Source organism: Amycolatopsis keratiniphila subsp. keratiniphila, from assembly GCF_001620365.2.
Lineage (GTDB): Bacteria > Actinomycetota > Actinomycetes > Mycobacteriales > Pseudonocardiaceae > Amycolatopsis > Amycolatopsis keratiniphila.
This window is the reverse complement of sequence record NZ_LQMT02000023.1, coordinates 301,837-320,335: the sequence shown is the minus strand read 5'-3', so window position 1 is coordinate 320,335 and position 18,499 is coordinate 301,837. Positions and strand designations below refer to the sequence as shown.

Below are 18,499 nucleotides of genomic sequence, written 5' to 3'. Positions count from 1 at the left end.
GGTTCAGCTTAGCCGCTGACTCTTTCATCTGTATGGTTGACAGTATCATCCGCATGGTTGATAGTTGTCGGCGGAGAGAGGAGAACCCCATGACCACGAGAATCGCGATCATCGGCGGCGGAACGGGCGGTCTCTGCCTGGCGCAAGGGCTGCGCAAGGCGGGAATCGACGTGTCCGTTCACGAACGCAGCCGCACCCGGACCGAACGTCTGCAGGGCTATCGCGTGCACATCAATCCGCACGGCTCCGCCGCTCTGCACGAATGCCTTCCCGCCGAGCTCTGGCAGCGGTTCCTGGACACCACCGGCACCACGAGCGGCCCGTTCTCCTTCGTGACCGAGCGGCTGCGGGACCTGATGGTGATCGACACCGAGCTGACGTCGAGCCCCGATCCCGCGTCGGACCATCATTCGGTCAGCCGGATCAGCCTGCACCAGGTGCTGTCCGACGGGCTCGAAGGAGTTCTGCACCACGGCAAGGAGTTCGTCGGCTACCGCCGTGAAGGCGAGGTGGTCGTTTGCGAGTTCGCGGACGGCAGCACCGTCGAAGCCGACCTGGTCATCGGCGCCGACGGGGCCAATTCCCGCGTACGCAAACAGTTTCTTCCCGACGCCGAGCGGGTGGACACGGGGATCATCGCGATCGCGGGCAAGCATCCGCTGACCGAAGAGACCCGCAAGCGGTTGCCCGCTCGGCTCACCGACGGTCCGAGCCTGGTGATGCCGCGTACCGGGGCGGGCCTGTTCACCGCGCCGCACGAATTGGCCGGCGTCCCGTCGGTGAACGACGAGACCGCGGACTACGACCCCGTTCTGTTCGACAACACATCGAGTTACGTCATGTGGGCGTACGCGGCGGACGACCGGCGCTACCCGGACAACCTGTCCTCATTGGACGGTGCTGAACTGCGCGCCCTGGTGCTGGACCTGATCCACGACTGGGATCCCGCCTTCAAGGAGTTGGTCGCCGGTTCGCCCGAGGGGGCGGTGTCCAGGCTGCCGATCTTCACCTCGAAGCCCGTCGAGCCATGGCCGACGAGCAACGTCACGTTGATCGGCGACGCGATCCACAGCATGACCCCGTTCCGCGGCATCGGCGCGAACACCGCGCTCCGGGACGCGCAACTGTTGTGCCGCAACCTCGTCGAAGCACGGAAGACCGGCACGATGCGCTCCGCGGTCGCCGACTACGAGCACCGGATGCGTGACTACGGCTTCGCAGCGGTGCGCGACTCGGAACGCAGTGCCCGCCAGTTCGTGTCGGAGAACCGGGCGGGCCGCACGATGGCACGAGGGATGTTCCGCTTCTTCCAGGCGGTCCCTCCGCTGAAGCGCAAGGTCTTCAGCGACCACGGCGACTCATAGCCGGGCGGGAGTGGAGATGCCCAGCAGGGACAGGCCCAGCGTCAGTGTCCTCGAGGTGAGTTCGGCCAGCAGCAGTCGTGAGTCGCGGACGCCGGGGCCTTCCGCTTCCAGCACCGGGCACTGTTCGTAGAACCGCGAGAAGACGACCGCGGTCTCGTACAGATAGGTGCACAGCTTGTGGGGGAGATGTCCGGCGGTCGCCGCGCCGATCGCCTCGGGGAAGCGAGCCAGCGCGAGTGCCAACGCGCGTTCCGCGGGGTGGCCGAGCAGGACCCGCGCGCCCGTGAGGTCCTGATCCGCTTTCGCCAGCACGGAGCGGATTCGCGCGTTGGCGTACTGCAGATAGACCGACGTGTTCCCGCTCTTGGCGAGCATCCGTTCCCAGGAGAAGACGTAGTCACGTTCGCGATCGCCGGAAAGGTCGGCGTACTTGATCGCACCGATCCCGATCGCCGTGGCGACCTCTTCCCTGATTTCGGGGGAGAGGTCGGCCCGGTCGTCGATCACTTCGGCGGCGTGGGAGATCGCCTCGGTGAGCAGGTCGGAGAGCCGGACCGACTCACCCGCCCTGGTCTTCATGGCGCGGCCGTCCTCGCCGAGCACCGAGCCGAACCCGATGTGCTCGGCTCGATGCTCCTCGCGGAGCCAGCCGGCCGCCCGGCTCACGGCGAACACCATCGCGAAATGCTGCGCTTGCGGCGCGCCGACGACGTAGAGCAGATCGGTGACGCCGCGTTGTTCCGTCCAGTACCGCAGGGTCGCGAGATCGGTGGCCGCGTAGCCGTAGCCGCCGTCCCGCTTCCGCACGATGAGCGGCAGCGGATCGCCTTCCCGGTTGTGGAAACCGTCGGGAAAGACACAGACCGCGCCGTCGCTGATCTCGGTCAGCCCGGCGGTGCCCAGGTCGTCCACGACCGCGGCGAGAAACGGGTTGTAGAAGCTCTCGCCGTAGACGTCCTCGCTCGCCAGGCCGATCCCGAGCAGTTCGTAGAGCTGGGTGAAATGCCGTGTCGACTCGTCGACCAGACGCCGCCACAGCGACAGGGTCTCTTCGTCGCCGCTTTGCAGGAGCACCACCCGCTCGCGCGAGCGGGTCGCGAAGCCTTCGTCTGCGTCGAACTTCGCTCGGGCGGCCCGATAGAAGCCGTTGAGGTCCCCGATCGCGTACGGGCCGGACGGGCGTTCGTCGAGCAGATGCTCGATCAGCATGCCGAACGGCGTCCCCCAATCGCCGAGATGGTTGTGCGGGACGACCTCGTGGCCCGCGAACCGTGAAAGCCGGACGATCGCGTCGCCGATGACGGTCGACCGCAGGTGCCCGACGTGCATTTCCTTCGCCACGTTCGGGCTGCTGTAGTCGACGGCGATCCGCCGGGGCCGCGTCGCCGCCGCGACACCCAGCCGCGGGTCACCGTTGAGCGCGGTCGTCCGCTCCGCGAGCCAGGACGAGCGCAGCGTGAAGTTGAGGAAGCCCGGCCCCGCGACCGCCGGCGGCTCGGCGATATCGGCGACGTCGAGCCGGGCCGCGATGTCGGCGGCGATCTGCCTCGGCGGCTTGCCGAGCCGTTTGCCCAAGCTCATCGCGAGATCGCACTGATAGTCGACGCCGCTCTGCGCGGAAACCCGCACCAGGGCGGACGGCGGTTCGAAGTCGGTGACGTGGCGAAGGGCCTTCACCACGCGTCGCGCCAATTCCTCGCTTACATCGCCGAACAACACGGTGTCCCTCCTTCGCGCTCGTCGTAGGAGCGCGAGAGTAGCCACCTACCCACGTCGTCGGCGACGGAGTTTCAGCGCAGGTCGCTGCCCTTGGTCTCCGGCAGGGTCCGGATGACGAAGAAGGCGATCACCGCGCCGGCGGCCACGTACCAGAAGAACAGCGTCGAAAGCCCTGCATCGGACAGCGCCGTGAGCACCAATGGAGCGGTTCCGCCGAACAGCGCGACGGTCAGGTTGTACCAGGCGCCGATGCCCAGGCCGCGCAGTTCGGTGGGGAACAGCTCGCTCATGATGGCGGGCGCGATCGACGTCATCGCCGTGTACAGGCAGAGCCCGACGCAGAACACGACCAGCAGACCAGGCAGCCCCGGACGGACCAAAGTGGACAGCGGGACGATGAGGATCGCGGTCGCCGCCGCCCAGACGAGCAGCTGCGGCTTGCGGCCGAAGCGATCCGACAGGACGCCCATCGGGTACTGAAGCGCGACGAACAACGCCGTCGCGATCGACAACGCGAGGAACACGTCGACGTCGTCGGCCTTGCGGGTCTTGACCGCGAACGAGGTCAGCGCGCTGAAGAACGTGTAGTAGCAAAGGGTCGACAGCATCGAGAAACCCACGAGCTGCACGACGGCCCGCGGGTGCTCGCGGAGGGTGGTGCGTAGCGGTCGCTCGACCCGGCGCGCCGTCGACTTCTTCTCCTCGAAGATCTCGGTCTCGGCGAGACTGCGCCGCAGCCACAGGCCGATGATGCCGAGAACGCCGCCGAGCAGGAACGGGATCCGCCAGCCGTATGCCGTCAGATCCGCCTTGGACATGGTCCGCGCGAGCACGAATCCGAGGATCGAGGCGATCAGGACGGCGGAACCGGTCGAGATGTAGAAGAAGGCGGAGTACCGCCCGCGGCGGGCGGGCGGCGCGATCTCGCCGAGGTACGCCGAGGCGTTGGAGACCTCGCCGCCGAGCGACAGTCCTTGCGCCACCCGCGCCAGCAGCAACAGGATCGGGGCCAGCCAGCCGACCTGGTCGAATGTCGGCAGGAGGCCGATGGCCACCGAACCACCCGCCATCAGCACGATGGTCAGGATCATCGCGGGCTTCCGGCCCTTGATGTCGGCGAAGCGCCCGAGCAACATCCCGCCGAGCGGCCGGAAGAAGAACGCCAGCGCGTACGTGGCGAAGGTGTTGATCAACGCGAGGGCTTCGTTGCCCTTCGGGAAGAACTCACTGGCGAAGTAGATGCTGAAGGTCGCGTAGATGGTCCAGTCGAACCATTCCAGCGCGTTCCCGACACTGGCGGCGAACAACTTCTTCACCGGGAGCCGATGCCCCAGCCGCTCCGTCGTTGCGTCCGCCATCGGCACCTCCGTACTCGCGCGTGGACGGAACCTTGCCAGAAAGTTCCCGCGCGGGAAAGAACCTGTCGAATGTCGGGATCGGGATCCCCGGTTACGAGGTGCTCGCGAGAGCGAACGGGAGTACGGCGCGAGCCCCGGCCTGGCGGAGCAAGCGCGCGGACAGGGTCATCGTCCATCCGGTGTCGATCAGGTCGTCGACCAACAGGATCGGGCCCGCTGCCGAGGCGACTTCGGTGGCGAGCTCCTCGGAAAGGCCGAGGCGATTCCACAGGTCGGCCAGCCGCTGCGCGCTGTTCGCCTGACGCGGGGGTGGACCCGTCGAAGTCATGGCGCCCAGGTAGTCCAGCCGTCCGATGGACGCCAGCTTCGTCGCCAGACTGTGGACCAGCCGGGGGCGGGTGGCGGAGGGTACCTCCACGACCGCGACCGGGCGCTCCGCCCACTGCCAACCCTTGAGTACCTCGATGCAGGCTTGGAAGACCGGATCGGGGAGTTCGGAGTCCGCCGCCGACGGACCGACGAGTTCGCGCAGCCGCGTGCCCCAGCCGACGTCGGTCACCCGCCCGACGACCTGACCGGTTTCGGCCTGCTCGCCCGCCGGCAGCCGCCCGGAGAGCGGGACCTCCAGCCCGGCCATCCCGGTCGGCCACATCTTCCTCGGCGCGACCTCGACCCCCGGACGGCGCAGCCGCTGCCGGGTGGCGTCGACGACGTCGTCGGAGATCGTGGTGTCCCAATGCTTCCCGGTGCAGTTGTCGCACCGTCCGCAGGGTGTCGCCTCGGGATCGTCCAGTTGCTTCCGCAGGTACTCCATCCGGCAGCCGGTGGTTTCGAGGTAGGCCAGCATGGCGTTCTGCTCGTTCGTCCGCGCCGCGCTCACCCGCGCGTAGCGTTCCTTGTCGTAGCGCCACTCCTCGCCGGTGCCTTCCCAACCGCCCTTCACCCGGCGGACGGCGCCGTCGACGTCCAGAACCTTGAGGACCATCTCCAGCCTGGAACGGGACAGCTCGACGAACGGTTCGAGCGCGGGTGTCGACAGTGGACGGTCCGCGTACGCCAGCGCGTTGAGCACCTGGGTCACCCGCAGTTCGTCCGGGAACGCGAGCGAGCCGAAGTACGCCCAGATGTCCTTGTCCTCGTGGCCCGGCAACAGGATCACTTCGGCGCGATCGACGCCACGCCCGGCACGGCCGACCTGCTGGTAGTACGCGATAGGGGAGGACGGAGCGCCGAGATGGACGACGAAGCCCAGATCGGGCTTGTCGAACCCCATGCCCAGCGCCGACGTGGCCACCAGCGCCTTGACGTTGTTGTTCAACAGATCGTCTTCGGCCGCCTGACGGTCCGCGGGATCGGTCTTCCCGGTGTAGGCGGCGACCGGATAGCCGCGCTCGGTCAGCAGGCCCGCCACGTCGTGGGCGGCGGCGACGGTGAGCGTGTAGATGATCCCGGAACCCGGCAGTTCCTCCAGATGCTCGGCCAGCCAGGCGAGCCGGGCCTGCGACGTCGGCAGCTTGGCCACCGACAGATGGAGGCTTTCGCGGTCCAAGCTGCCCCGCAGGACGAGCGTGTCGCCCCCGTTGCCGATGCCGAGTTGTTCGGCGACGTCGGTCGCCACGCGGTCGTTCGCGGTGGCGGTGGTGGCGAGCACCGGGACGCCGTCGGGCAGATCCTTCAGCAGCGTCCGCAACCGCCGGTAGTCCGGCCGGAAGTCGTGCCCCCAGTCCGAGATGCAGTGCGCCTCGTCGACCACGAGCAGACCGGCGCTCGCGGTCAGCTTCGGCAGGACGGTATCCCGGAAGTCGGGGTTGTTGAGCCGTTCCGGGCTGACCAGGAGGACGTCGACCTCGCCGGCCGCGATCGCGGCCTGGACCTGATCCCACTCCTGCGGGTTCGCGGAGTTCATCGTCGCCGCGTGGATGCCCGCCCTCGCCGCCGCGGAGATCTGGTTGCGCATCAGCGCGAGCAGCGGCGAGATGATCACGGTCGGGCCGTTGCCCCGCTCTCGCAGCAACGCGGTGGCCAGGAAGTACACGGCGGACTTCCCCCAGCCGGTGCGCTGCACGACGAGCGCGCGACGGCGGTGCGCGACCAGCGCCTCGATGGCCGTCCACTGGTCGTCGCGCAGCCGGGCGCCCTCGCCCGCCAGCGACTGGAGGAGGGTCTCGGCGCGATCCCGGAGAGTCGATGTGTCCACGTCCCCACCTCTACCCCATGCCACCGACGAAGTCGCGACCGGGAAGTCGTGAACGGACCGTTCATCCATGGAACCGACTGTAATGTGATCCAGATCACGCCTGTTCGGTGGGTCCGGCGACCCGAGCGTGAAGCCTCGCGCGCTGTATAGGCTCACGACCCATGTCACCACGCAGGATCGGGGTCATGGGCGGCACGTTCGACCCCATTCACCACGGGCACCTCGTCGCGGCCAGTGAGGTCCAGTCGCGATTCGCGCTCGACGAGGTCATCTTCGTGCCCACCGGTCAGCCGTGGCAGAAGTCCGACAGGGTGGTCACCCGCGCCGAGGACCGCTATCTGATGACGGTGATCGCGACGGCGTCCAACCCCGTCTTCTCGGTCAGCCGCGTCGACATCGACCGCGTCGGGCAGACCTACACCGTCGACACCCTGCGCGACCTGCGCGCGGAGTATCCGGACGACCAGTTGTTCTTCATCACCGGCGCGGACGCGCTCGAACAGATCCTCACCTGGCGCAACGCCGACGAGCTGTTCGACCTCGCGCATTTCATCGGCGTCACCAGGCCGGGTTACCGCCTCAACTCGCAGCATCTGCCGAGCGGGAAGGTGAGCCTGGTCGAGGTGACCGCGATGGCGATCTCGTCCACCGCGTGCCGCGAACGGGTCGAAGGCGGGGAGCCCGTCTGGTACCTCGTTCCCGACGGTGTAGTGCGCTACATCGCCAAAAAGGACCTCTATCGCAAAGACCGGGGTTCGCCACCGGGTACCCTCGTCGGGCGCACCCGCGAGTAAAGCCATCTGTTTGAGGAGAACTGTGACAGCCACGTCCGAGGCACGAGAGCTGGCCGTAGCGGCCGCCCATGCGGCGGCGGACAAGAAGGCGAGCGACGTGGTCGTGCTGGACGTGTCCGACCAGCTGGTCATCACCGACGCCTTCGTCATCGCGTCCGCGCCCAACGAGCGCCAGGTCGGCGCCATCGTCGACAACGTCGAGGAGCAGCTGCGGCTCGGCGGGCACAAGCCCGTCCGCCGTGAAGGCGCCCGTGAGGGCCGTTGGGTCCTGCTGGACTACGTCGACGTCGTCATCCACGTCCAGCACCAGGAGGAACGCTCCTTCTACGGTCTCGAGCGGCTCTGGAAGGACTGCCCGCGGATCGAGGTCGCCGGTCTGGAGACACCCGCCGAGGAGGACCCCGCCGACGCGCAAGGCGCCTCGTGAGCCCGCGGCGGCTGGTGCTCTGGCGCCACGGCGAGACCGATTACAACGCGGCGGGCCGGATGCAGGGACATCTGGACTCCGCGCTGACCCAGGTCGGCTGGAACCAGGCCAGATTCGCCGTTCCCGCGCTCGCCCGGTTCTCCCCGGATCTGGTGATCGCCTCGGATCTGCGCCGCGCGACCGACACGGCCACGGTGCTGACCGAGGCCATCGGCGTCCCGCTGCGCATCGACAAGCGCCTTCGGGAAACCCATCTGGGTGAATGGCAGGGCTTCACCGGCCAGCAGGTCGACGAGGCGTACCCCGGCGAACGCGCCCGCTGGCGTGTCGACGCGACCTGGGCGCCGCCCGGCGGCGAGTCGCGGGTCGACGTCGCCGAGCGCGCGCTGGAGGTCGTCGCGGACCTGGATCAGGCCAATTCCGACGCCGGCGACGCCGTGCTGCTGGCCACGCACGGTGGTCTGATCATCGCGCTGACCGCGAAACTGCTCGGCCTGCCGGTCGCGTCGTGGCCGTCGCTGGGCGGGATCGCGAACTGCCATTGGGTCGAGCTGACCAGGCGTGACGGCAACTGGCGCCTGGCCGCCTACAACGCGGGAATCACCGGCTGATCCATGGCCCCGCGCCTGCTGGTGTTCGGCGATTCCCTCAGCTTCCACGGCCCGGACGGTCCGCACGCCGCCGACGACGCGCGCCTGTGGCCCAACGTCGCCGCCGAGGCGCTCGGCGGTGGTGAGGTGGACCTCGTCGCCGGGTTCGGCTGGACCGCCCGTGACGCCTGGTGGTCGCTGATCGGCGACCCGCGCGTCTGGGCGGATCTCCATCACGTCGACGCCGTCGTGCTGGCCGTCGGGAGTATGGACACGCTGCCCTCGCCACTGCCCACCTACCTGCGCACCGGCCTGCGGTACCTGCGGCCCGATCCGCTGCGGCGAGTGGCGCGCAAGGCCTATCTGGCCGCCCAGCCGCGGCTCGCGATCGCGCTCCGAGGACGTCCGGTGGTCTTGCCGTCGAAGCTCACGATCCAGTACCTCGACACCGCTGTCGGCGCTTTGCGCACGCTGCGGCCGGAGTTGCCGATCTTCGGCATGCTGCCCTCCGTGCATCGATCCGACTCGTACGGCCGCGTCCACACCGCCCGCGCCGGAGCCGCCGCGGCCCTCGCCGCCTGGGGTCGGCGCGCGGACGTCCCGCTGCTGGATCTCGAAGCCGTCGTCGGCGACCACGTGCTGAGCGGACGGGGCAATCCGGACGGGATGCACTGGGGCTGGGAAGGACATGCCGCCGTCGGCGCGGAAATGGCCCGCCTGATGGCCCCGGTGCTCCGCCCCTCGGCAACGTAGGCTGGCTGCCGTGTCGGTCGCCGTAGTCACGGATTCCACCGCCCACCTGCCGGAAGGCTTCGCCGAACGGAACGGGATCCGGGTGGTCCCGTTGCATGTCCTCGTGGACGGCGTCGTGTTCCTCGACGGCGTCGAGATGGGGCCCGCGGCCCTGGCCGAGGCGCTCGGCAAACGCAGCCTGGTGACGACCTCCCGGCCGACGCCCGCCGAGTTCGTCAAGGAGTTCCGGGCGGCGCTGGCCGAGGGCGCGGACGCCGTCGTGTCGGTCCACCTGTCGCGGGAGCTGTCGGGAACCTGGGAGGCGGCGGTGCTCGCGGCACAGGAGGTCGGGCCGGACAAGGTGCGTGTGGTCGATTCGCGCAGCACCGCGATGGGGCTCGGGTTCGCCGCCCTGCGCGCGGCGGGCGCCGCCGCGGCCGGGGCGGAACCGGCCGAGGTGGAGGCGGCCGCGGTCGACGCGGTGAACCGTTCGGAAACCCTGTTCGCCGTCGAGACCCTCGAATACCTGCGTCGCGGTGGACGGATCGGCCCGGCTGCGGCCCTGCTCGGTACGGCGCTCGCGGTGAAACCGGTGCTCCACATGTCCGAAGGCCGGATCCAGCCACTGGAGAAGGTGCGGACGATGAATCGCGCGGTGGCGCGGCTGGTCGAACTCGCCGTGAAGGCGGCCGAAGGCGGGCTCGCCGACATCGCCGTCCACCACCTGGCCTCGCCCGAGCGCGCCGTCGAACTGGCCAACCGGCTCGAGGAATCCATCGATTGCCCGGAAGGGTGCGTGGTCTCGGAAATCGGCGCGGTCATCGGGGCCCACACCGGGCCCGGTGTGCTCGGTGTCGTGATCCAGCGAACGGGCTAGGGAAACCCGCCAGCGTCCCATGCGGCACCGACGCGAACGGTGATCCGGTCCCGGTCGCGGCCGAGTTGTCCACAACACCCCACTTGTCCACAGCCTCGGCATTCACCACTCCCGCCCGCCGCCCCCGCTCCGTAGCGTCGTTCACGTGTTCGACCAAACCGCCCGGTCACCGGGTCCCTCCGTCAACGCCAGGCTGGCGTGGCTGGCCGCCCAGCTGTCGCCGCCCACCCAGGGCCCGCCCGCGGGCAGGCTCGTCCGCCGCTGGGTGCCCGCCCGGTTCACGGCGGACGGGATCCCGGTGAACCGGCGGTGGTTCGCCGTGGTGGCCGTGCTGATCGCGGTGGCCGTGATCGTGGCCGGAGCGATCGCCTTGTTCGGACACCGGCCGGGGGCGGAGACCGTGCCGCCCCTGCCGTCGGCGAAGGCCGCCGGAGACGTCCCCGCCGCGGCGGGCAAGGCGCCTCTGGTGGTCAGCGTCGTCGGCCGGGTGCACAAACCCGGCCTGGTCACGATCCCTCCGGGCGCACGGGTCGCCGATGCCCTCACGGCGGCCGGTGGGGCACAGCCCGGAACGGATCTGACCGGAGTGAATCTGGCCCGACGGCTCACCGACGGTGAGCAGGTGGCCGTCGGTGTCCCCGTCCCGGCCGCGGCCGGAACGGCGGCACCGGCGGGAAAGCTCGACCTGAACACGGCCACGGCCGAGCAACTCGACACGCTGCCCGGGGTCGGCGAGGTGATGGCGAAACGCATCGTCGACTGGCGGTCCGGGCACGGCGGGTTCACCACCGTCGAGCAACTCCGTGACGTAGAAGGGATCGGCGAAAGTAAGTACCGAAAGCTCCGGGAACTGGTGTCCGTCGGATGAACCCGTCCGCCGATCCGTCCGAAGTGGACACCGCGTCGTGGCGGGGTCAAGACCTGCGGCTGTTACCGGCCGCGGCGACGGCCTGGCTCGGCACACTTTCCGGACTTCTCGCCGGCTGGTGGATCACGATGCTCTGCGGTGCGGCCGCCGTGGTGCTCGCGATCATCGCCGGTGTCCGTGCCCGCCGGACGGCGTCCCGGTGGGTCGCGGGCCTGGGTGCCCTGGCGGTCGTCGGCGTGCTCACCGCCGGTCCGGTGGCGCTGCGGATCCGGGCCGCCGAGCACGACGACCTCCGTGCCGCCGCCGCACGGGGGATCGACGCCACCACGACGGTGATGGTCACCGAGCGGCCACGTCCGGTCCGCGGTGCCGGATACGCCGATCGCCGGGCGGGCACCCGCCTGGTGGTCATCGCCGCGACGGTGGACACTGCGGTGGCGGGTGAGCGGGTGGTGGATTCGGCAGGCCGGATCCTCCTGCTCGCTCCCGCCGAGGGGTGGACGGACCTGCTGCCCGGGCAGCAGGTCACCGCCTCCGGGAGGCTCGCGCCGGCGAAGGGGGCCGAACTGACGGTCGCGGTCCTCTCGGTGCGAGGCCCGCCCTCGGCCGTCGGGCCGGCGCCCTGGTGGCAGCGAGCCGCGGAATCGCTGCGCACCGGGCTCCGGGATCTGTGCACCGTCCTCCCAGAGGAGGAAGCCGGTCTCGTGCCCGGACTGGTCGTGGGGGACACGAGCACCCTCTCCCCGAGGGTGGAACACGAGTTCACCGACTCCGGCATGTCCCACCTGATGGCCGTGAGCGGTGGGAACGTGGCGATCGTCTGCGGCTCGATCCTGCTCCTGCTGCGAGTGCTCCGGGTCGGGCCGCGGACTTCCGCCGCCGCGGCCGCCGCGGGGCTCGCCGGGTTCGTGGTCCTCGCCGGGCCCGCGCCCAGCGTGCTCCGCGCCGGGGTGATGGGGGCGGTCGGGCTGCTGGCGCTGGCACTGGGGCGCCGGGGTTCGGCGCTGCCCGCGCTGGCGTTCGCGGTGGCCGGGCTGGTGGTGGCCGATCCCGCGATGGCCGCCGACTTCGGGTTCGCGCTTTCGGTGCTCGCCACGGCCGGGCTCGTACTGCTGGCGCCGAGGTGGGCGGACTGGCTGGTCGGACGCGGCGTCCCGGCCGGCTATGCCGAGGGGCTGGCCATCCCGCTGGCCGCGTTCGTGATGACGGCGCCGGTCATCGCGGGCATGGCGGGATCGGTCAGTCTCGTCTCGGTGCTGACCAACGTGCTCGCCGCGCCGGTGGTCGCCCCGGCCACCGTGTTCGGCGTGCTCGCCACCGTCGTCGGGCCATGGTGGCCGTCGGCGGGCAGACTGCTCGTCCGCCTGACCGAACCCGAGGCGAGCTGGCTCATCACCGTGGCCCGCCACGGCGCCCGGGCGCCGGGAGCGGTCGTGGACTGGCCGGATGGCTGGTGGGGTGGGCTATTGGCGGCAGGGCTGCTCGCCGTTCTGCTCGCGGTCGTCCGGTTGCGGCACGGCAGGATCCTGCTTGCGGTCGCGTTGGCCACCGGGCTGGTCGTCTTCGTGCCGGTGCGAGTGCTGGCGCCGGCATGGCCGCCGTCGGCGTGGAATGCCGTCGCCTGCGACGTCGGACAGGGCGATGCCGTCGTCCTCGCCACGGGTGAGCCGGGGAGGGCGGTCCTGGTCGACACGGGGCCGGAACCGGGACCGGTGGACGAATGCCTGAGCAGGCTCGGCGTGGACCGCGTGCCGCTGATCGTGCTGAGTCATCTGCACGCCGACCACATCGGCGGTCTCGAGTCCGTCTTCGAGGGCCGGTCGGTCGGAGCGGTCGCCGTCGGGCCTGGCCGGGCTCCGGCCTGGGCGTGGCAGCAGGTCGCCGACGAGACGGCGCGCCGCGGGATTCCCTTGCTGGAGCTGGAGATCGGCCAACGCCTGGAGTGGCAGGCGTTGTCACTCGACGTACTGGGGCCGCGTTATGTCACCCGGCGCTCGGTCCGTGAACAGGACGGAACGGTGATCAACAACGGTTCGGTCGTCCTGCGCGCCGGGACCCCGGCGGGCCGACTGCTGCTGACCGGCGACATCGAGCTCGCCGCACAGGCCGACCTGATGGCCGAGGGAGCAGACCTGCGTGCCGACATCCTGAAGGTCCCGCACCACGGAAGCCGTTACACGGCACCGGATTTCCTCAACGCCGTCGCGCCACGGGCCGCTTTGGTGAGTGTCGGTGCCGGAAACACCTACGGTCATCCGAACAAGTCCACTTTGGACAATCTGGTGGCGGTCGGCGCGTCGGTCGCAAGGACGGACACGGACGGCGACACCGCTGTCATCGCCGACGGGCGAGGCCTCGCCCTGGTACGCCGGGGTGAGCCCCGCGGCCCGCCTCGTTCCTGAGGCGGGCCGTCGGGAACTCAGATACCCAGAGCTTCGCGGACCGCGTCGGCCGAGGCGCTGACGGTGGCCTTCGGGCCGATCTTGTCCTCGACGGCGTCGAGGGTCTTGAGGCCGTCACCGGTGATCAGCAGGACGATCTCCTCGTCCGGGTTGAGCTTGCCGGTCTCGATGAGCTTCTTGGCCGTCGCGACGGTGACGCCGCCCGCGGTCTCGGTGAAGATGCCTTCGGTGCGGGCGAGCAGCCGGATGCCCTCGACGACCTCTTCGTCGGTGACGTCTTCGATCGCACCGCCGGTGCGGTTGACCACGTCGAGCACGTAGGGGCCGTCGGCCGGGTTCCCGATCGCCAGCGACCGGGCGATCGTGTCCGGCTTGACCGGCTGGACGACGTCGTGGCCGGCGCGGAAGGCCGCCGAGACGGGGGAGCAGCCGGTGGCCTGCGCGCCGAACACCTTGTACGGCGTCTCGTCGACGAGGCCGAGCTGGCCGAACTCGCGGAAACCCTTGTCCACCTTGGTGAGCTGGGAACCGGAGGCGATCGGCACCACGATCTGGGAGGGGAGCCGCCAGCCGAGCTGTTCGGCGACCTCGAAGGCCAGCGTCTTGGAGCCTTCCGAGTAGTAGGGCCGGACGTTCACGTTCACGAACGCCCAGCTCTCCTGCTCGGCGGCGAGCTGGGTGGCGAGCCGGTTCACATCGTCGTAGTTGCCGTCGACCGCGATCAGGTCTCCGTCGTACACGGCGGTGGTGAGGATCTTGGCGCGTTCGAGGGTCTTCGGGATCAGGACGACCGACCGCCAGCCCGCGCGGGCCGCCGCGGCGGCGACGGCGTTGGCCAGGTTGCCGGTCGACGGACAGGCCAGCACGTCGAACCCGAATTCGCGTGCGGCGGCCAGCGCGACGGCGACCACGCGGTCCTTGAACGAGTGCGTGGGGTTCCCGGTGTCGTCCTTGACCCAGACCTTCTTGACGCCCAAGGCTTTTGCGAGCCTGTCTGCCTGGATGAGCCGGGTGGCGCCGGGTTCGGTGTTGGGGATCTCTTCGACGTTCGACGGAACGGGAAGGAGCTTCTTGTAGCGCCAGATGTTCTTCGGCCCGGCTTCGATGTCCTCGCGGCGCACACGGCCGAAGTCGTAGGCGACCTCGAGCGGCGAGAAGTCCTCGGCGGAAACGAATTCGGGGGCGAGCGGCTGCCGATGTCCCTCTTCCTTCGACACCAGTTCGACGGCCGGTCCGAGATCCGGGGTCTTGGTGGTGGAGGTCGTGCCGAGGGTTGCGGTCATCGCGAGGTTCCTTTCCTCATCTGCCCCGCCGTGGCGGGCCGGAATTGGCACCGTGTTCGTCAGCTACCCCGCGATCGCGGGATGACAGGCTGACGCCGGTTGCCGGGGCTTCATCGGGCCGTTCCCTCTGCCCCTCTGGATGAGCGGTATTCGATTGTCGGCACGCGCGTCATCGCGTCGCCTCGCCAACACCGTACGACATGAGGCTCCGGTGGGGCCACCGTGCCCGGAACACATCACCGGACAAAGCACACGAGAGGAGGAGTGGCAGGATCGTCACCGTGACGACGCAAGCTTCCGCCCCATCGCCGCTGGTCCTGGTTCTCGGTGAGGAAGAGCTGCTGATCGAACGAGCGGTCCGCAGCGCTTCGGACGCGGCCAAAGCGGCCGATCCGACGGCGGATCTCACCCGGATCCGGGTGTCGGACCTCACAGTCCCGGCGCTCGCGGAAATGGTCAGCCCCTCGCTGTTCGCCGAGGGCCGGGTGATCGTCCTCGAATCCGCGCACGACATCTCGCAGGAGCTCGCCGACGGGGTGATGGCCTACGTCAAGGCGCCCGCCGACGGCATCGTGCTCGTCGTCGTGCACAGCGGAGGCGGCCGGAGCAAGGCCGCGAAAGGGCTTCCAGCCGCCTTGAAGAAGGCGGGTGCGGAGGTCGTCGAGTGCCCGAAGCTGACCAAGGCCGCCGAGCGGGAATCCTTTGTCCGCAACGAGGTCCGGCGGGTCGGCGGTAAGATCGACGGTGCGGCCGTGCTCGCGTTGATCGACGCCGTCGGCTCCGATCTGCGCGAGCTGTCGTCGGCGGCGACGCAGCTCGTCGCGGACGCCGGCGGGGCGGTCGACGAGCAGGCCGTCCGGCGCTACCACCGTGGCCGCGCGGACGTGAACGGTTTCGCCGTCGCCGAGAAGGCCGTCGCCGGTGACAAGGCGGCGGCGCTGGAGTCGCTTCGCTGGGCGATGCAGCTGGGCGTACCGCACGTCCTGGTCGCGGACGCGCTCGCCGACGCCGTCCGGACGATCGCGCGGGTGTCCGGCGCCGGTCGCGGGAACCCGAACCAGATGGCGGGCGAGCTGGGGATGCCGCCCTGGAAGGTGCGCAAGGCGCAAGGACAGGCCCGCGGCTGGGGGCAGGATGGTCTGGCCACTGCGATGAGGGTGGTCGCCCGGCTCAACGCCGAGGTCAAAGGAGTCGCGGCCAACCCGGAGTACGCCTTGGAGCGTGCCGTCCTGGAGGTCGTCGACGCCCACGGCACAAGCCGCTGAGAACGGCGAAGGGCCCCGGCGACCGAGTCGCCGGGGCCCTTCGAAAGCCGATCAGAGAGAGTTCGCGCGCTTCGCGAGCGCGGACTTCTTGTTGGCGGCCTGGTTGGCGTGGATGACGCCCTTGGTCACGGCCTTGTCCAGCTTCTTCGCCGCGTCCTTCTGCAGCTCCAGGGCCTTGGCCTTGTCGCCGGCGTCGGCGGCCTCGCGGAACTTGCGGATCGCGGTCTTCACCGAGGACCGGATCGCCTGGTTGCGCTGACGCGCCTTCTCGTTGGTGGTGATGCGCTTGATCTGCGACTTGATGTTGGCCACGGGGGCGCTCCTCTTGAATCTCTCGGTGGTTTCACCGCCGCGCTGTGACCGGCCCTGCGCGCTCGTGGAGCGGCGCGGGTTTCCTCCATGACGGAATGCCACACGACGGTGAAAGGCAAGCTTAACAGCCGTCCCGGCGCGGCTCGCGGCAGCCTCGGGAGGGTGCTTGCGGTACGGTGAAGATCGTAGTGCCTAGGGTTCCGCCGCCTGCCCGGCCAGCGAAAACACACAATCAGGGCAGACGGGACAGGTCCGAGCGGCACCATCGGCGGAGCCGGAAGCACCGCCGTTCATCTGACGGGACAAAAGCCTGGAGGACCCGGTTTTCCGCATGCGCGGAAAACGTGAAAGGTCCGCTGTGAACGCCACCGCTCTGTCCTTCGTCGTCATCGCCGCCGTCATCCACGCGGGCTGGAACCTCGCCGCCAAACGGATCCGCCGTGGCGGGGCCCGGTTCGTCTGGGCTTACTACAGCCTTTCCGCGATCCTGCTCGTCCCGGTCATGGCGGTCTCGCTGGCCGTGGAACCACAACGTCCACAGTGGACCTGGCTGTTCGCCGCCGTGGTCACCGCGGTGTTCCATGTCACCTACGGCGTCGTCCTCCAGCGGGGGTACGCCGTCGGCGACCTGTCCGTCGTCTATCCCGTCGCCCGCGGGACCGGGCCGCTGATCTCGGTGCTCGCCGCAGTCGTGCTGCTCGGCGAGCGGCCGGGGATCCTCGGCCTGGTGGGCGCCTTCCTCGTGATCGCCGGGGTGCTGGTGATCGGGACCGGACGAGCACCGGCCCACGTCGGCGCCGCCGAGCGTGTCGCTCGCCGCAAAGGTCTGGTCTACGGCCTGCTGACCGGCCTCACGATCGCCGCCTACACCCTGTGGGACGCGCATTCGGTCACCGGTCTCGGTGTCCCGCCGATCGTGTACTTCGGAACCGGCGCGATCGTGCAGAGCCTGCTCATGGCGCCGTACGCGCTGAAGGATCGCGAGGAGGTCGCGTGGCTCTGGCGCGAGCACAAGCGTGAGGTCGTCATCGTCGGCGTGCTCTCGCCGGTCGCCTACCTGCTGGTGCTCTACGCCCTCCAGATCGCCCCGGTGAGCCTCGTCGCGCCCGCGAGGGAACTGAGCATCGTCTTGGGCGGCATCGCCGCCTGGCTGGTCCTCGGGGAGGCGAACGCCGTCCGGCGGCTGGCCGGGTCGGTGGTGGTGCTGGCGGGTATCGCCGCGATTGCGATGGCCTGAACCCATCCGGTAGGGATTGAGCCATGGACGTGCTGAGCAGCAGGGTGCTGATCCACCCGAAGGACCTCGACGTGTCGACGGCGTTCTATCGGGACACCCTGGGCCTGGCCATCGACAAGGAGTTCCCCGGCGGGACGGTGTTCTTCGCCGGGAACGGGTCGATCGAGATCGTCGGTACCGGAGAGACCGGCCCGACCCCTGACGTCGCCTTGTGGCTCCAGGTCCGGGACCTGCCCGCGGCGCTCGAGGAGCTCGCGGGGAAGGGCTTGGAGCCGGTTCGCGGGGCGCGGCGTGAGCCCTGGGGGCTGGACGAAGCGTGGATCGCCGACCCGGACGGCACCAGGATCGTGCTGGTCGAAGTGCCGCGTGAGCACCCGCTGCGCACTGACCCGCGCTAGGCGAGGGGCTTGATCGCGCGCAGCTGAGCGGCGAGGGACGCGCCGAAGCCCGGCGGGTCCCAGGTCCAGGTCTGCAGGTCGACGAAGCCGGCGGCGGCCGCCTCGTCGGCCAGCTCGTGCCGGGACACCGGCAACCACTTCTCGTGCGAGGAAAGCAGCAGCCTGCCACCGGGACGCAACACCCGGAACAGTTCGGCGAACCCCGCCGCCCGGTCTTCCCACAGCTGCACGTTGTTGACGCTCAGGACCACGTCGACGCTGTCGTCGGGCTCACCGGTGGAGTCCGCAGTGCCCTGCCGCAGCTCCACCTTGTCACCGCAACGGCGGCGAGAGCGGGAAAGCATCTCCTGGGAGGGGTCGACCCCGATCGCCCGGCCCGCGCGTTCGGCCGTGGCCCGCAGCCCGACGCCCGGGCCGGGGCCCACGACCAGGGCGGTCTCGCCGGACTCGATCGACGCCAGCTCGACGACGCGAAGCTCGGTGGCGGCATTGCCGTGCGCCATCGCCCGCCCGCCGAACCGGCCGAGCAGTCCCCGGGGATGACCGAACGTCCGGTCGAGCATTTGGGACAGTGAAGTACTCATACTTCGAGGGCACCACAGCTCATCACGGGCCGCATCGGGGATGACCCCCACTCGCACCCGGAGCGGCATGGGACCATAGAGCTGGCACACCC

Annotated in this window: 17 protein-coding genes and 1 riboswitch; of the genes, 11 read left to right on the top strand and 6 right to left on the bottom strand. The window is 69.8% G+C overall.

Annotated elements, in window-relative coordinates; translation table 11 throughout:
• Positions 1 to 89: 89 nt before the first annotated feature.
• On the top strand, positions 90 to 1,364 hold the full coding sequence (locus tag AVR91_RS25910; protein WP_063272871.1) for an FAD-dependent oxidoreductase: 1,275 nt from the start codon (positions 90 to 92) through the stop codon (positions 1,362 to 1,364).
• Here the strand turns inward: AVR91_RS25910 and argS are convergent.
• The 3 genes from argS to AVR91_RS25895 form a co-directional block, all read right to left on the bottom strand.
• On the bottom strand, positions 1,359 to 3,083 hold the full coding sequence (gene argS, locus AVR91_RS25905) for an arginine--tRNA ligase (protein WP_063272870.1): 1,725 nt from the start codon (positions 3,081 to 3,083) through the stop codon (positions 1,359 to 1,361). The genes AVR91_RS25910 and argS overlap by 6 nt on opposite strands.
• 71 nt (positions 3,084 to 3,154) lie before the next feature.
• The gene (locus AVR91_RS25900; RefSeq protein WP_063272869.1) at positions 3,155 to 4,441 is read right to left on the bottom strand and encodes an MFS transporter; all 1,287 of its coding nucleotides are present in this window, start codon (positions 4,439 to 4,441) and stop codon (positions 3,155 to 3,157) included.
• A gap of 91 nt (positions 4,442 to 4,532) precedes the next feature.
• Positions 4,533 to 6,638, bottom strand: a complete 2,106-nt coding sequence (locus tag AVR91_RS25895; protein ID WP_063272868.1) for a RecQ family ATP-dependent DNA helicase — start codon at positions 6,636 to 6,638, stop codon at positions 4,533 to 4,535.
• Between the two features lie 161 nt (positions 6,639 to 6,799).
• On the opposite strand from AVR91_RS25895, the gene nadD reads away from it, so the two are divergent.
• The 7 genes from nadD to AVR91_RS25860 all read left to right on the top strand — a co-directional run bounded on the left by nadD (position 6,800) and on the right by AVR91_RS25860 (position 13,328).
• Positions 6,800 to 7,432 (top strand): nicotinate-nucleotide adenylyltransferase, encoded by a 633-nt coding sequence (gene nadD, locus AVR91_RS25890; RefSeq protein ID WP_073846459.1) that lies wholly within the window; start codon positions 6,800 to 6,802, stop codon positions 7,430 to 7,432.
• Between the two features lie 22 nt (positions 7,433 to 7,454).
• On the top strand, positions 7,455 to 7,859 hold the full coding sequence (gene rsfS, locus AVR91_RS25885; protein WP_016332398.1) for a ribosome silencing factor: 405 nt from the start codon (positions 7,455 to 7,457) through the stop codon (positions 7,857 to 7,859).
• Entirely contained in the window at positions 7,856 to 8,470 is a 615-nt protein-coding gene (locus AVR91_RS25880) for a histidine phosphatase family protein (protein WP_063272867.1), read from the top strand. The genes rsfS and AVR91_RS25880 overlap by 4 nt, the downstream gene beginning before the upstream one ends.
• Before the next feature lie 3 nt (positions 8,471 to 8,473).
• Entirely contained in the window at positions 8,474 to 9,202 is a 729-nt protein-coding gene (octT, locus tag AVR91_RS25875; RefSeq protein WP_063272866.1) for a diglucosylglycerate octanoyltransferase, read from the top strand.
• Between the two features lie 10 nt (positions 9,203 to 9,212).
• On the top strand, positions 9,213 to 10,058 hold the full coding sequence (locus AVR91_RS25870) for a DegV family protein (RefSeq protein WP_063272865.1): 846 nt from the start codon (positions 9,213 to 9,215) through the stop codon (positions 10,056 to 10,058).
• 145 nt (positions 10,059 to 10,203) lie between these two features.
• Positions 10,204 to 10,926 (top strand): ComEA family DNA-binding protein, encoded by a 723-nt coding sequence (locus AVR91_RS25865; protein WP_063272864.1) that lies wholly within the window; start codon positions 10,204 to 10,206, stop codon positions 10,924 to 10,926.
• Positions 10,923 to 13,328, top strand: a complete 2,406-nt coding sequence (locus AVR91_RS25860; protein WP_063272863.1) for a ComEC/Rec2 family competence protein — start codon at positions 10,923 to 10,925, stop codon at positions 13,326 to 13,328. Before AVR91_RS25865 ends, AVR91_RS25860 begins: the two co-directional genes overlap by 4 nt.
• A 17-nt stretch (positions 13,329 to 13,345) precedes the next feature.
• Here the strand turns inward: AVR91_RS25860 and thrC are convergent, their stop codons facing one another.
• Positions 13,346 to 14,611 (bottom strand): threonine synthase, encoded by a 1,266-nt coding sequence (gene thrC, locus AVR91_RS25855; protein WP_005158594.1) that lies wholly within the window; start codon positions 14,609 to 14,611, stop codon positions 13,346 to 13,348.
• Positions 14,612 to 14,624: 13 nt separating this feature from the next.
• Positions 14,625 to 14,757, bottom strand: a riboswitch (SAM riboswitch).
• 135 nt (positions 14,758 to 14,892) lie between these two features.
• Here thrC and holA point away from each other — a divergent pair.
• Positions 14,893 to 15,876 (top strand): DNA polymerase III subunit delta, encoded by a 984-nt coding sequence (gene holA / locus AVR91_RS25850; RefSeq protein ID WP_016332404.1) that lies wholly within the window; start codon positions 14,893 to 14,895, stop codon positions 15,874 to 15,876.
• Between the two features lie 51 nt (positions 15,877 to 15,927).
• Here holA and rpsT read toward each other — a convergent pair whose 3' ends face one another.
• Positions 15,928 to 16,188, bottom strand: coding sequence for a 30S ribosomal protein S20 (gene rpsT / locus AVR91_RS25845; protein WP_005158599.1), 261 nt, complete (start codon positions 16,186 to 16,188; stop codon positions 15,928 to 15,930).
• Positions 16,189 to 16,519: 331 nt separating this feature from the next.
• Here rpsT and AVR91_RS25840 point away from each other — a divergent pair, with 331 nt between their 5' ends.
• Together AVR91_RS25840 and AVR91_RS25835 are read left to right on the top strand one after the other, a co-directional pair.
• Positions 16,520 to 17,425: an EamA family transporter gene (locus AVR91_RS25840; protein WP_063272862.1), complete on the top strand. Its 906-nt coding sequence runs from the start codon at positions 16,520 to 16,522 to the stop codon at positions 17,423 to 17,425.
• A 23-nt stretch (positions 17,426 to 17,448) separates the two neighbouring features.
• Positions 17,449 to 17,823, top strand: a complete 375-nt coding sequence (locus tag AVR91_RS25835; RefSeq protein WP_016332406.1) for a VOC family protein — start codon at positions 17,449 to 17,451, stop codon at positions 17,821 to 17,823.
• On the opposite strand, the gene AVR91_RS25830 is transcribed toward AVR91_RS25835, so the two are convergent.
• Complete coding sequence (locus AVR91_RS25830; protein ID WP_063272861.1) at positions 17,820 to 18,407, bottom strand: class I SAM-dependent methyltransferase; 588 nt, start codon at positions 18,405 to 18,407, stop codon at positions 17,820 to 17,822. The two genes, AVR91_RS25835 and AVR91_RS25830, sit on opposite strands and share 4 nt — an antisense overlap.
• Positions 18,408 to 18,499 lie beyond the last annotated feature (92 nt).